Origin of the sequence: Vibrio sp. ED002, assembly GCF_023277445.1 — a bacterium.
Classification (GTDB): Bacteria; Pseudomonadota; Gammaproteobacteria; order Enterobacterales; family Vibrionaceae; genus Vibrio; species Vibrio jasicida.
The window spans coordinates 379316-393203 of the sequence record NZ_CP080238.1 but is presented as its reverse complement, the minus strand read 5'-3'; the positions used below and the strand labels follow the sequence as shown (position 1 = coordinate 393203).

The following is a 13888-nucleotide window of genomic DNA, read 5'->3' as shown; positions in this document are numbered from 1 at the left end:
CTTCACTTTTCTTTCATTCTAGGTTTTTCACCTACTAAGGTTCATTTGATTGCATAATTGACCTAAATCAACGAACCTGTCGTTTATATTCTTTGCATATTTGTAAATGAAAGGTGACCAACTGCTTGGGAAGCTAGCAAAATCAAATCGTGCAAAGTTTGTGCGTTTTTAACATCGTTTTTTGCCATAAAAACCATCGATTTTTTGCATTTTATCGAATAAAACGATTGCTATACCGTGACTTCCAGAGCGTACCAATAAGAAGTACGCCGCCCTAGTGAGAGTGAAAAATCACTTAAAAAGGAAGTTATTATGAAAACTCTTATAGCAGTGAGCGTCTTGTCAGTCCTATCTTTCGGTGCCTATGCAGAGCGCCAATCTGCAGAGCCAATCAAGGTCATTGAGCCTATTTCTGGCCTTGATGCTAAGAAAGTAGAACTGGGTAAAACGTTGTGGTTTGAACCTCGTTTATCCGCCTCCAACACCATTTCTTGTAACTCTTGCCATAACATCGCAAAAGGTGGCGTCGATAACCTACCAAGCTCCATTGGTCATAAATGGGCCATTGGTCCTATCAACTCACCGACGGTGTTTAACTCAGATTTGAACTTTGTTCAGTTCTGGAACGGGCGCGCAAAAGATTTGCAAGAACAAGCGGCTGGCCCTATAGAAAACCCACTCGAAATGGCCTTTAGCCACCAGCTTGCGATCGACACGCTCAAGTCGATTCCACAATATCGCGAGTGGTTTAAAGAGGCGTATGGTACTGAGACCATAGATATTGATAACGTCACCGATGCGATTGCAACGTTCGAACAAACCTTGCGTACACCAAACGCGCCATTCGATCTTTGGTTAAAAGGCGACGATAATGCCCTCACTACCGCACAGGTCGAGGGTTACAACTTATTCAAAGCGAAAGGTTGTACAGCGTGTCACAGCGGCCCTCTCGCTGGTGGTCAAATGTACCAAAAAATGGGCTTAGTGAAGCCGTTCGCAACGGATAACCCAGATGTGGGACGTAAAGCGATCACGGGTAATGATTTCGATAAGTTTGTCTTCAAAGTACCGACACTAAGAAATGTTGAACTGACCTACCCTTACTTCCATGATGGCTCAGTTTGGGAGTTAGAAGAAGCGGTGTCGATGATGGCTGATTTACAACTTGGCCAAAAGCTGACGAAGGAAGAGTCTGGAAAAATCACTGAGTTCTTACGTTCTCTAACGGGTGATCAACCGGAAGTGACGTTGCCTCACTTACCGCCATCCACTAACGAGACTGCTCGCCCGAATATCTAAATTGTTCGATAAGAAACACAAAGGAGCCACAATTGGCTCCTTTACTATTTCCATTACCAACTAAACGCTTTAAGCAACGCTCACTGATTTTTTCATTGTACTGCCTTGCTCAAAGAACTCTTCGTGCAGTGCACAAATCGCTTGTTTATACTCGCCATCACTGACCACAAACTGTACATTCACGTTTCTCATTGATGAATGGAGCGCGATCGGTGTTACCCCACTGTTCATCAGCGCTAGTACGCCTTTCGCTAAAGTTTTATTAGTGTCAATCTGAGAACCAATCGCTGAGATCAACGCGACCATTTTTCCTGTAATTGATGCTTTAGGGTGGCGCTTTTCAGCCTTGTAGAGCACTTTGTTTAAACTATCAATGCTGCCGCCTAGGTAATAAGTGATTGAGTTTGCGTTCATCTCCTTCCCAATCAGATTAACGCGAGCGTCCGCAATGATTTCCATCAGTTCGTAACTGACATTATCTACTTTGCCTACCATCGCTTGGTCAAACAAATGAAGTGCAAACACCTTTTGTTTACCTGCAATAATCTCAATACGATCATTCTCTGGGCGATAATCTGCTGAGATTAACGTTCCTTGGTGCTCAGGCTCAAACGTGTTCTTTATTTGTAACTCAATACCGCTCTCACGTAGACCCGCAGCAGCATTGGGATGGATGGCTTCCATCCCTAAGTTTGCCAGTTGATCAGCCACATCATAGTTGGTCGAGCCTATAGGGTTAACGTTATTGACACCAACCACTCGCGGATCGGCAGAACTTAAATGGTATTCCTTATGGATAATCGCCAGATCAGCTTTAGTCATGGCAGCGATGCGACTGAACGTCATCTCACTGTAACCGCGATCATAGGTGTGCATTAAACCTTCTTTGCAGTAGGCATACCCTGTGACAATTGGCAATTCTTGAGTAACATCAATCTCAGCAAAGGCATCAGAGATAGATTCATCCAGTGTTTTGGGTGTTTGGTTATCCCAACCAGAAAGATCGACAAACTTTGCATTAATGCCGATATTTTTCAATTTCAAAGCCGTGTTATAGGCACTGTGTACTTCACCTATCGAGGAGAGAAATTCACGAATTTGAGGCAAATAATGACGTAGAGAAAATTGACCATACTGACAAGTTTCAAGAATGTTGGTGACACAGTTTTTAGCTTCTGCGATGCGAGAACGGATGAATTTATCCGCACGCATTCTATTCATTGGGTCAGCAAAGATATGTTCATTGGTCAGTAGCATTCGACTTTCAACATAATCTAACGCCTCCTCCCATGCTTCATCTCGCTTGGCAATCAATTGATAGACGCCTGGCTTGCTGGTTTTTTTGCATTCCAGTAGTGCATCCGTCATACCACCGTAGGCAGAAACGACAAAAATCCGGTTATAAGGGTTTTGTGGACGAAGGAGAATGTTATCAAGCACAGCATCGAATGCTGTCATCGAAGTACCGCCGATCTTTTCTACGGTAAATGTCATGAGAGGGCCTTAATGATTGGTAATTTGAAAGAAAGGAAAAGAAAATGGGGTGAAGCTTCACCCCATTTCAAATGTTTATAGAGTTAGGCTAGTCAACCAGAGGGTAAACACCGTTCTCATCGTGCACTTCCGCACCTGTAATTGGTGGGTTAAACACGCATGCCATCACCATTTCTTTGTTTTTGTATGCACGAAGATAATGTTCGTCATGCTTATCAAGGATGTACAGTGTGCCGGGTTTAATTGGATAGGTTTCGCCACCTACGACTTCTATTTCCCCTTCTCCACTCATGCAAAATACCGACTCGAGATGGTTCTGATAATGGATGTGCGTTTCTGTTCCTTCGTATATCGTCGTGATATGGAATGAGAAGCCCATGTTGTCATCTTTCAATAACATACGTACGCTTTCCCAGTTGTCCGACACAACACGTCTTTCGCTATTGCGACACTCATCGAGTGTTCTAACGATCATAATTCTTTCCTTGCTATGATGCTTGTTTGAAATGTTTGCTTGCGATGGCTTCGACTGAACCCTCGAAGATATTCAGCCCTTGCGTAAGTTCGGATTCTGAAATGGTCAATGGACAGAAGAACTTCACGACTTCATCATTTGGTCCTGCAGTTTCAATCACCATGCCATTGTCGAAACAGGTTTTAGCAATATCGCCTGAGATTTGACCGTTCTTACATTCAATTCCGATCATCATGCCGCGGCCTTTGCGCTGTACAAACAACTCAGGGAATCGTTGAACCGAACGTTGAATAACTTCATTAACCATGCTTGAGCAACGCTTAATGTGCGTTTCGAAGTTATCGTTTGACCAGTAAGCCTCGAGTGCTTTCGTGGCAGTCACAAACGCGTGGTTATTTCCTCGGAATGTGCCGTTATGCTCGCCTGGTTTCCACTGATCAAGTTCTGGCTTTAAGAGCACAATAGCCATTGGTAGACCATAACCACCAATGGATTTAGACAGAGTCACCATATCTGGCTTGATACCCGATGGCTCAAAGCTGAAGAATGTACCTGTTCTGCCGCACCCTGCTTGGATATCGTCAACAATCAATAAGATATCGTGTGCTTTACACAACTTACTTAACCGCTGCAGCCACGCGTTGGATGCCACATTTAGACCACCTTCACCTTGCACGGTTTCTAGCAGTACTGCCGCTGGCTTATCCATACCCGCCGAGTTATCGGTCAACATGGTTTCAAACAGTTTGAGACCATCAATATCAGCATAACCTTCGAAAGGAATACGAGTGACGTTGTTAAGACTAGAGCCCGCGCCTTGGCGATGATGTTGGTTACCCGTTGCCGCTAACGCACCCGCCGTACAACCGTGAAAACCGTTGGTGAAAGCTACGATACTACTGCGCCCTTTCACTTTCTTTGCCAATTTAATGGCGGCTTCAACGGCGTTGGTTCCCGTAGGGCCAGTGAATTGAACTTTGTAATCAAGCGCTCTTGGTTCAAGAATGTACTTATTCAAGGCTTCAAGAAAAGCGGCTTTTGCTTCTGAGTGCATGTCTAAGCCGTGTGTAATGCCATCCATTTCAATGTACTCAAGAAGCGCTTGCTTGAGTACTGGATTGTTATGACCGTAATTTAGAGATCCCGCTCCAGCAAGGAAATCGAGGTAACGTTCGCCTTGTTCTGTTTCTAGCCAGGAACCTTTTGCTTTGCGAAAGACAACCGGGAAACTGTTTGAGTATGAACGTACGTTGGATTCCTGCTTTTTGAAAATATCCATGATGAGACCGTTATTTGATTCCTATTGGGTGGGAGTTAATTGAGGGGAATGCGATACAGGTATTCCGTATCGTGTTTGCCCTTGAAATGATCTTTTTCGTCCAAGAAAGTGGTCACCTCACCAGCATTACTATTTTGAGCATCGAGTTTTTTAAATAGTGCCCAAGATGCCTCATTAGATTTAGTAATTGTGGTTTCGACGGTGTCGATGCCTTCAAGCCCTTCTCGCTTTAATAAATTGTCGAGCATTTGAAAAGCCAAACCCTTGCCTCTAAAACGAGGAGCGACGGCGACCTGCCAGACGAACAACACATTAGGTTCATCTGGCTTTTGATAACCAGAGATAAACCCTGCGAGCTCGCCTTTATGCTCAACCAAAATACAGGTTTTGCTGAAGTGCGTAGACTGAAGGAAATTGCAATATGAAGAGTTCATATCGAGTGGTGGACAATCTGCTATCAAGCTGTAGACGTTGTCACCATCCGACACTTCTGGCTCACGAAAAATCCATTTTTTGCTTGGGTCTTCTCCAATTTCTGGATACATCACCCAAGGAGCTGATGTGATCATGTGTAGATACATATCCTTCGTGTTCTAATTAAATTTCCTTTTTATTATGGGCATCTCTCGTAGCTAAAAATCAAATAAACAAGAGATTAATCGTCATTAAGTCGATCAATATCACATCATTAGTGGTTGAGGGTGAAATGAAAATTAGTTTGAGCTCTAATGTATTTATAGGGCAACGTAAGAAATTAGACGATACAGCGTCACTATTCGTCAGTAGCCCACCCAAAGAAATGATTACAACCGTAAGAAATCCTTCCATTCGGTATTAATGCAACAGATTGGGTGAGAAAAAGAAATAAAGCATAAGAAAAGAAAACGGCACGCCTAAGCATGCCGTTTTTTATTGAAATTTATCAGAGAAAAGATTCGCGTTACGCTTTCGCTTTTTTCGCTGATTTAGATTTTGGACGAGGCTCATCCATTAGGCCTTTCACCAAAGACACTGTCGCCACAAGAAGTACGATTGTGAATGGCAAGCCCGTTGTTACCGCCATCGCCTGTGCCGCTGCTAGACCGCCACCAAGCATCAGTGCAATTGCTACCAAGCCTTCGAATGTGCACCAGAACACACGTTGTGGTGTTGGCGCGTCCACTTTACCGCCCGCGGCAATCGTATCGATAACCAAAGAGCCAGAGTCAGCTGACGTAATGAAGAATACGACTACTAGAATGATACCCACGATAGAAGTGATCTGAGAAAGTGGCATCACGTCTAACATAGCGAACAGTTTAAGAGGCAGTTCTGCATCAAATACTGCTTGGTAGCCATCGTTCACGTATTGGCTGATCGCCGTTCCGCCGAATGCGGTCATCCATAACACACACACTGTAGATGGGATCAAAATTACACACACGATAAACTCACGAACAGAACGACCACGAGATACGCGCGCAATAAACATACCTACGAATGGTGACCATGAAATCCACCATGCCCAGTAGAACGCAGTCCAACCTTGCGAGTAGTTCACGTCTTCACGACCAAACGGCATCGACAATGCAGGAATATTCGCTAGGTAAGCACCAATGTTGTCAAAGAAGCCCGTCATAATTGCCATAGTTGGACCAACAATGATCACGAATAATAGCAATAGCGCCGCTAAACCCATATTGATTTCAGACAGACGCTTAACACCACTATCTAGGCCCGCAACCACAGAGATCAATGCAAGTGCCGTGATGATAATGATCAACACAACTTGCGTGGTGTCTGTCATTGGGATACCGAACAGGAAGTTAAGACCTGTTGCCGCTTGCGATGCACCGTAACCAAGAGAAGTCGCTAGACCAAATACCGTTGCAACTACGGCAAGAATATCGATCACGTGACCAGTCCAGCCCCAAACGCGCTCACCAAAAAGAGGGTAGAAAATGGAACGCATCGTTAGAGGCAAGCCTTTGTTAAACGAGAAAATCGCCAAACCAAGAGCCAACAGTGCATAGATAGACCATGGATGCAGAGCCCAGTGGTAAATCGTTGCAGCCATACCAAGTGCAGACGCAGCCGAGGTGTCCCCTTCCGCAGCACCCAGTGGAGCCCAGTCAGTACGAACGCCGTTCTCAACGTTTACACCACCTAGTGCCGCACTAAAGTGAGACATTGGCTCAGATACACCAAAGAACACCAAACCGATACCCATACCAGCTGCGAATAGCATCGCAAGCCAACCGGCATAAGTATAATCTGGCGTTGCTTCTGTACCACCGATACGAACACGACCAAGTGGCGTGACGATCAGGATCAAGCACACCACGACAAACACGTTGCCCGCAGATAGGAAGAACCAATCAAGATTTGATACCAGCCAACCACGCAAACCCGCAAAGAACGGTTCTACTTGTTGTCTGAATGTCAGTGTTAACACTACGAACAGGATGATCGACATGCCTGAAATAGCAAATACACGGTTGTGAATATCAAGTCCAAAAGGACCGACTTTTAACGCGACGTTATCCTGACCAATCTGGTAATCAGTATCGATCGGGTTCACCTTACCGTCGGGGCGCTGTATACCGCCATTGTTGTCAGTGCTCACGATTTATCTCCTTAAAATACGTGGCCAAATTAAAAAAATCGTTGTAGGAATCGAAGGGATGGCTTTTTCGCGCCACTTGCTGCAAAGCTTATTGCGATCGTTGCGCCGCTATTAGAATTGTTACTCTACTGTGTAATTTTAACGTTAAACGCCCCGATATCGCATTGCATTTCGTTATCGGGACGACTAATTATTTTTATGGCTAAATTGCAGCGTGGTTATTGCCAAATCGTAGACAATCGCATGTCCTCGTCAAAATGGTATTGCAGTTGCGCTTGTAGCAGTTCCGCTGTCGCAAGCGCATCCGTAAGTGCATGATGAGGTTGATATACTGGCAGATGATATCTTTCACGAGCGTGCCCTAAACGCACCGAGCCCGGCTTTTTACCTTTGAGCTTATTTAACCAACCTTCACATTGACGACGCTGAATCGCGTATTCAATATCCAAGGTATCTACAACAGGGAATTGAATCCCCTCACCTATGCTATTCAACAAGGCATTGTTAAAGAATTGACGCTCAATATTTTTGTAATGCACCACCACAATCTTGCCTGAGAGTTCTGCCAATATAACCTCTAAGATTTGATTAAGTTGCGGCGCACTCTTCACTTCTGAATCGGTAATACCATGAATCACAACCGATTCTTCATTCAATTCTCGATTTGGATTCACCACCCAATGACGCGAGCCACTGCATTGCACTCGTTCCAGAGTAAACGGAACTAAACCAATAGTAAGAATGGCGTCTTCTTCTGCATTTAAGCCCGTGGTCTCAAAATCGACGGAGACAAAAGGTACCTCTTTTAATGGCGTATCTCCATTCACAATAGGCGCAGAGTAATAACGTTTTAATCGATCATCTTTCGCTTGCGCGGCAAGTTGCTCAAAGAAAACGGGCCAATCAGGTGTCTGGCTGGTATCTAATAAATCACGTGCATCTTGCTGTTGTTTAAAAAACCACATCATTTACTGCTTCTCTGATAGCGGAACTTAATGAAGTTTTGCGCGTTACTTAGAATCTGGAAGGCGGCTTTTAAATTACGGCGCTCAAACTCAGACATATGTTCAGGCTCGATGTTGTTGTCCGGCTCTTCGCCATTTTCAATATCCAATGCCTGATGACGAATACGTACCATGTAAATAAGTTCCATGGCATCTTTCAAGTCCATCCCTCGCCCTTTCGGCAAGATCCCAGCGTTATTGATGTCATCCAGACGCTCGAATGAATTTTGTGAGCGAGAGCCAATGGCAAGAGAATGGACACGAATCAAGTCCGCCATCGGTGCAGTGCCGCGACGTTTCAAGTTAATGGAGTTTCGATGACGGCCGTCCTTCTCCATTACAAAATCTTTAAAGAAACCCAGAGGTGGTGTTCGACGAATTGCGTTGTAGGCCATACAAGCGAGGAATCGGTTGTTCTTCTTCGCGCGGCGAACAATGAATCCGCTTAATTGCTCTGCCCACTTCACTCGGCCATGCACACCTAATAGATCAAAGAAAATGCTGCTATTGAGCAGACGTTCCGGTGTTGGGTCATCAATCCAGTTAGCAAAACACGCTTCCCATTCTGAGCGCGTTTTGCGCCATTCTGGATTAGTTGCCATGATGTCGCCAGAACAGTAGGTGTAACCACATTCTGCTAACCCATCGCAAATAAACTTAGCAAATTGCTCAAAGTACTGACCATGCTCACTCGGTTCGTAGCTGTTATCGAGAATCAATGCGTTATCTTGGTCCGTGACGATCAATTGCTCATCACGCGCCATGGACCCCATTGCGAGCAAACAATACGGAATAGGTGCTGGACCAAGCTCTTGTTCTGCTAACTCAGCAAGACGCTGCTTGAAGCTACTGCCAATAACCGACATCGCTCGGCCGACCATGTGGGCGTTCGCATCTTCACTCACCATACGGACAAAACAGTCTTTCACTTGTTTCGATACCGCTTTAAGATCTTCGATCGTGTTCTGTTGGAATATCGAACTCACAAGCAATAAACTGTTTTGCGACTCGTATCTGACGATATCCGTCATACTGAGTACACCAATCGGTTTTTTGTCTTTGAGGATTGGCAGGTGGTGCACGTTATAGCGCAGCATGGTCAGCATGGCTTCGAAGACATACGCACTGTTATCAAGAGATACGACGTCGTAACTCATCACCTCACTTACGGGTATGTTGGTCTCCCTACCCTCAGCTAAAACGCGTATACACAAATCACGGTCGGTCAGGATGCCTAAGAGTTGGTCGTCATCATCTTCGGTAATTTCTTCTTCTGGACGCACGATCAACAATGCCGTGACGCCCTCTTCTGCCATCAGTATTGCCGCTTCCTGAATGGTCGCGGTAGCAGCTAAGGTTACTGGCTCTCGGCTAAGAATCTTTCTCGCTTTTGCGGTGGTAAAATCGTTGCCATCAGACTGGTTCGAAACCACGGTTCTTAGTCTTGCACTGTCTTCCAATTCCATGAAATCAGCGAAATTCTCAAACTCATCACACAATTCGTTGAAGATGCCCTCTGGGATGCAATACACCAATGTATCTTCAATTGCTTTCGCTGGCATACGGACACGGTTATTCATCAACAACCCCATTTGTCCAAACAAACCACCAGCATCAATACGGTTATACAGCTCCCCCTTGCGGCGGAAAATTTCGACGACGCCACTGCGAACCATATACAGATCACGAATATCGTCACCTTTCTTTAAAATATCTGAGCCTGCGCGGTAGTAAGCCACTTCAGCGTTCATTGCGATATTTTTCAGGTGCGTCTCTGGTAAGTCATCAAAGGGAGGGTATTGGCTAATGAAATTGAGTACTTCTAATTGCTCGGCTTCCATTCTTTATTCCATGCATTGCCTAAACTTCAGCGATAAATATCACCAAGCATTCAATCAGGCAATAAATAAATCCAGTGATGGTATGAATCGACTCAAATAGCAGAACATGTCACCAACACATTAATTCGAACTCTAACTTAAAACATTCTAAAACGGCCTATTTACGAAAGATTTCGTTAGGATCAAAATGTCACTCACCAACCACAATAAATTCAAAAATATTTCACAGGCCATTTCACCCACTTTTGCGACGCACTACAAATAAACATAACTCACTGTTTTTACGTCATTTAAAGCCAAATCATTGGCTAAGCTGTTTATGTCTAATTTGTGTAACGCCACCACACAAACCTTTTATCGAACATTGAAATTCTCCCAAACATTACTTAGAGTACGAAACGTTTTACTACAAAACATTCAAAATTAAGGATGATTTACATGGATCCCATACTGGAAGTTAAGGGACTGTATAAGGTGTTTGGTGACGATCCTGACCGCGCATTCTCACTGATTGAGAAAGGCATCGATAAAGATCGTATTTTTGAACAAACAGGTTTAACGGTTGGCGTTAACGATGTCTCTCTTTCCATCAATGAAGGTGAGATTTTTGTCATTATGGGCCTATCTGGCTCAGGAAAATCCACACTCGTTCGTCTTCTCAATCGCTTAATTGAGCCAACCAAAGGCAGCGTTTACCTAAAAGGTAAAGACATTGCCCACATTTCTGAAGATGAACTTAGAGAAGTTCGCCGCAATAACATTTCCATGGTTTTTCAAAACTTCGCGCTCATGCCTCACATGACGGTGATTGAAAACGCTGCTTTTGGCCTTGAACTCGCCGGTGTGAACCTCAAAGACAGGCAAGAAAGTGCGTTGTCAGCCTTACAACGAGTTGGCCTTGATGCCTACTCAGAATCCTATCCGGATGAGTTGTCTGGCGGAATGAAGCAACGAGTTGGCCTCGCTCGAGCTCTCGCGTGTGACCCTGATATCCTCCTAATGGATGAAGCCTTTTCAGCGCTCGATCCACTTATCCGAACCGAAATGCAGGATGAACTTATTCGACTGCAAAATGACGATAAACGTACGATTGTTTTCATCTCTCACGATTTAGATGAAGCCATGCGAATCGGCGATCGTATTGCCATCATGCAGAATGGCGACGTGGTTCAAGTCGGTACACCAGATGAGATTCTTCATAACCCTGCCAATGATTATGTGGAAGCCTTTTTCCGAGGTGTTAACGTTGCAAACGTACTGACCGTGAAAGACATCGCTCGAAAAAAGCCAGCCGCTGTTTTCAAGAAGTCCGAACATGATGGTCCTGGGTCTGCAATGCAGATATTGATGGATCACGACCGCGATTACGGCATAGTCATTGATAAATCCAGCCACTATTCTGGCATTGTTTCTCTTGATTCGTTACGCGTTGCCCACAAAGAAAATCGCTCACTAGCCAGTGCACAATTGATCGACGAAATCACCCTCCAGCCAGACCAAGCAATCAACGACATTCTTGGTGTCGTCGCTGGTGTCCCTTATGCCGTCCCAGTTGTCGACGAGCAAGGCCACTATTATGGTGTCGTGACAAAATCACGTCTTCTGCAAACGTTGGATAAGGATTAGTCATCATGTCAACAGAACAAACCACTAACGATCCGTGGTCAACGACAGAAGCGGAACAAACCGACCCGTGGTCAACAGCCACAACAGAACAAAGTGACCCTTGGTCACAAGGCAGTGAAGCGACGTCAAGTATAGACTGGTTGAATTCTGAAACCGTTGAAGAAGCCCCTTTTGATATAATGAACCCATTTCAAGATGCGGTCCTTCCTTTGGATACTTGGGTAGAATCTGGGTTAGATTGGCTTGTCGAACATGGACGTCCGGTCTTTCAAGCAATTCGCGTTCCCATTGATTTCATTCTCTCCTCATTTGAAACGGCGCTCGTCTCTACACCTGCCCCATTCATGCTCATCATTCTATTTTTATTAGCATGGCAATTTTCTAATTTGCGTTTGGGGATGTCGACATTCGCTTCATTAGTCTTCATTGGGCTGATAGGTGCTTGGTCCCAAGCAATGACGACCTTGGCATTAGTACTGACATCCGTATTCTTCTGTCTGATCATTGGATTACCACTTGGTATCTGGCTGGCAAGAAACAACACCGCCGCTAAGTTCATACGGCCCATACTCGATGCAATGCAAACCACCCCTGCTTTTGTCTACTTGGTACCTATCGTCATGTTGTTTGGCATCGGGAACGTACCAGGCGTGGTGGTCACCATTATTTTTGCATTGCCTCCCGTGGTTCGCTTGACCATTCTTGGTATTCAACAAGTCCCAGAAGAGCTGATTGAAGCCGGACACTCATTTGGAGCCAGCAAAAAGCAAATGCTGTACCGCATTCAACTTCCCCTTGCCCTACCGACTATTATGGCAGGCGTAAACCAAACCCTGATGCTCTCCCTTTCTATGGTTGTTATTGCCTCTATGATCGCAGTTGGTGGGTTGGGACAAATGGTATTACGTGGAATCGGACGTTTGGATATGGGACTAGCAGCGGTGGGCGGTTTAGGTATCGTAATCCTTGCCATTCTACTCGACCGTATCACACAAGTTTTAGGCGCTAACGCGGGTAACACGAAGTTACGTTGGTACCACACCGGTCCAGTTTCTTACCTTTTAAAACTGACCAACAAATCGAACCAACCTGATCTCAAACTTAGGAGAAACATAAATGACTAATTCATGGAAGAAAGCGCTAACAGCTGGAACGTTAGCAACGATGGCGTTTTCGACTCAAGCTTTAGCGAATGACTTACCGGGTAAAGGCGTTTCAGTTCAACCAGTTCAATCAACGGTTGCGGAAGAAACGTTTCAAACTCTTATTGTTAACCGCGCGCTTGAAGCGTTGGGCTACGATGTTCAACCAACTAAGGAAGTCGATTACAACGTTGGCTACACTTCGATCGCAAAAGGCGATGCTACGTTCTTAGCTGTGGGTTGGTTCCCTTTGCACGCAGACAAATACACGATGTCAGGTGGTGATGATAAATTCTACCGCCAAGGCCAGTACGTTAGTGGTGCGGCTCAAGGCTACTTAATCGATAAAAAAACCGCAGAAAAATACAACATCACTAACATTGGTCAACTTAAAGATCCTGAGCTAGCAAAACTATTTGACGCCAATGGCGATGGCAAAGCAGACCTCACTGGTTGTAACCCTGGTTGGGGCTGCGAAATGGTAATTGAAGAGCAGCTTAACGCTTACCAACTTCGTGACACGGTCACACACAACCAAGGTAACTACGCAGCAATCATTGCGGATACTATTTCTCGTTATAAGAAAGGCGACCCGATCTTGTACTACACGTGGACACCTTATTGGGTAAGTGGCGTACTCGTTCCAGGCGAAGATGTGGTTTGGCTAGAAGTCCCATTCTCTGCTCTACCCGGAGAACGTAAAGATGTGGATACCACACTTAAGAATGGTAAAAACTATGGGTTTGAAATGAACTCAATGCGAATCGTGGCGAACAAAGATTTCACTGGAAAAAACCCTTCTGCCGCAAAACTGTTCGAAATCGTTAAGCTGAATATCAATGATGTCAGCGCACAAAACATGATGATGAGCCAAGGTAAAAATAGTGCGGCGGACATCGAGTCTCACGTTAATGGCTGGATCAAAGCCAACCAACAACTGTTTGATTCTTGGGTTGCCGAAGCTAAAAAAGCGTCAATGTAATTAACAATCGAATTCCTTCCTAAATAAGACCAAGCGCCAGCAGCCAAACCTGCTGGCGCTTTTTTATCCAAAATTCCTTTCGCAATCGTTTCTCTGTGATCTAAATTACATATTGAATGGCAGAACAAAAGTCCGTATATT

11 protein-coding genes are annotated in these 13888 nt (G+C 44.8%); 4 read left to right on the top strand and 7 right to left on the bottom strand.

The features are described from left to right. The first annotated feature begins 312 nt into the window (after positions 1-312). Positions 313-1299 (top strand): cytochrome-c peroxidase, encoded by a 987-nt coding sequence (locus ITG12_RS02245; RefSeq protein WP_038872414.1) that lies wholly within the window; start codon positions 313-315, stop codon positions 1297-1299. 69 nt (positions 1300-1368) lie between these two features. On the opposite strand, the gene ITG12_RS02240 is transcribed toward ITG12_RS02245, so the two are convergent. The 7 genes from ITG12_RS02240 to ITG12_RS02210 all read right to left on the bottom strand — a co-directional run bounded on the left by ITG12_RS02240 (position 1369) and on the right by ITG12_RS02210 (position 9997). Further along, a complete protein-coding gene (locus ITG12_RS02240) occupies positions 1369-2793 on the bottom strand; it encodes an aspartate kinase (RefSeq protein ID WP_038878612.1) in 1425 nt (474 codons plus the stop codon). A gap of 88 nt (positions 2794-2881) precedes the next feature. Continuing rightward, complete coding sequence (locus ITG12_RS02235; RefSeq protein ID WP_005393369.1) at positions 2882-3268, bottom strand: ectoine synthase; 387 nt, start codon at positions 3266-3268, stop codon at positions 2882-2884. Between the two features lie 13 nt (positions 3269-3281). After that, entirely contained in the window at positions 3282-4547 is a 1266-nt protein-coding gene (gene ectB / locus ITG12_RS02230) for a diaminobutyrate--2-oxoglutarate transaminase (protein ID WP_038878614.1), read from the bottom strand. A gap of 35 nt (positions 4548-4582) precedes the next feature. Then, positions 4583-5116 (bottom strand): diaminobutyrate acetyltransferase, encoded by a 534-nt coding sequence (ectA, locus tag ITG12_RS02225; protein WP_038872407.1) that lies wholly within the window; start codon positions 5114-5116, stop codon positions 4583-4585. Between the two features lie 371 nt (positions 5117-5487). Next, entirely contained in the window at positions 5488-7152 is a 1665-nt protein-coding gene (locus tag ITG12_RS02220; RefSeq protein ID WP_038878616.1) for a BCCT family transporter, read from the bottom strand. Positions 7153-7370: 218 nt separating this feature from the next. Continuing rightward, the gene (locus tag ITG12_RS02215) at positions 7371-8120 is read right to left on the bottom strand and encodes a 3'-5' exonuclease (protein ID WP_038878618.1); all 750 of its coding nucleotides are present in this window, start codon (positions 8118-8120) and stop codon (positions 7371-7373) included. Further along, positions 8117-9997, bottom strand: coding sequence for a DUF294 nucleotidyltransferase-like domain-containing protein (locus ITG12_RS02210; protein ID WP_038878619.1), 1881 nt, complete (start codon positions 9995-9997; stop codon positions 8117-8119). Before ITG12_RS02210 ends, ITG12_RS02215 begins: the two co-directional genes overlap by 4 nt. Before the next feature lie 438 nt (positions 9998-10435). Here ITG12_RS02210 and proV point away from each other — a divergent pair, with 438 nt between their 5' ends. Genes proV through proX form a run of 3 tightly spaced genes read left to right on the top strand, consistent with a single transcriptional unit; the run spans position 10436 to position 13747 of the window. Then, positions 10436-11623 (top strand): glycine betaine/L-proline ABC transporter ATP-binding protein ProV, encoded by a 1188-nt coding sequence (gene proV / locus ITG12_RS02205; protein WP_038872399.1) that lies wholly within the window; start codon positions 10436-10438, stop codon positions 11621-11623. Between the two features lie 5 nt (positions 11624-11628). After that, entirely contained in the window at positions 11629-12747 is a 1119-nt protein-coding gene (proW, locus tag ITG12_RS02200; RefSeq protein WP_038878621.1) for a glycine betaine/L-proline ABC transporter permease ProW, read from the top strand. Further along, positions 12740-13747, top strand: coding sequence for a glycine betaine/L-proline ABC transporter substrate-binding protein ProX (gene proX / locus ITG12_RS02195; protein WP_038878623.1), 1008 nt, complete (start codon positions 12740-12742; stop codon positions 13745-13747). Before proW ends, proX begins: the two co-directional genes overlap by 8 nt. The last annotated feature ends 141 nt before the right edge of the window (positions 13748-13888 follow it).